Source organism: Rahnella sp. ATs2 (genome assembly GCF_051851855.1).
Taxonomy (GTDB): Bacteria; Pseudomonadota; Gammaproteobacteria; order Enterobacterales; family Enterobacteriaceae; genus Rahnella; species Rahnella variigena.
Map to the genome: position 1 here is coordinate 1 of NZ_JBLYPL010000068.1, position 505 is coordinate 505.

General features: G+C 58.0%; 1 protein-coding gene. It reads right to left on the reverse strand.

From position 1 onward, the window contains the following. A partial coding sequence (locus tag ACJY2G_RS25555; RefSeq protein WP_439292387.1) for an Ig-like domain-containing protein occupies positions 1 to 505 on the reverse strand: 505 nt, incomplete at both ends.

Sequence of the window (505 nt, forward strand, 5' to 3'; positions counted from 1 at the left end):
GGCATTAGTGACCTTGCCGCTGATGGTCTGATCGGCGTTAATTTCAGTCGCGTTAACGATGTTGTCTGTCGCCACCGGGCTGATGCTCACGGACGGCAATGAACTGTCGACCAGAATGTCGTGCGTCGCGTTGCCGGTGTTGCCCGCCGCGTCGGTACTGCTGGCGGTCAGGGTGTAATCCGCTTCGCCGAGTTTCGCGACGTCGGAAGCCGGAACGTTCAGCGTCCACGCGCCGTTGCTGACGGTCGCAGTGTAGTTCTGGCCGTTGAGGTTCAGCGTAATCACGCTGCCGTCGGTACCATTGCTGGTGCCGCTGACGGTCAGCGCTTCGCCTTTTTCGATAGCGTTAATGACGTCGTCGGCTGCAACGGTATTGATAGTCAGAACCGGCGCAATGGTATCAACCGTGACGTCGTGTGTAATTGAACCGTCGTTACCTGCGGCATCTTTGACGCTTGCGCTGATGGTGTAGGAACCGTCGGTCAGCGTGCTGACTACATTTGCC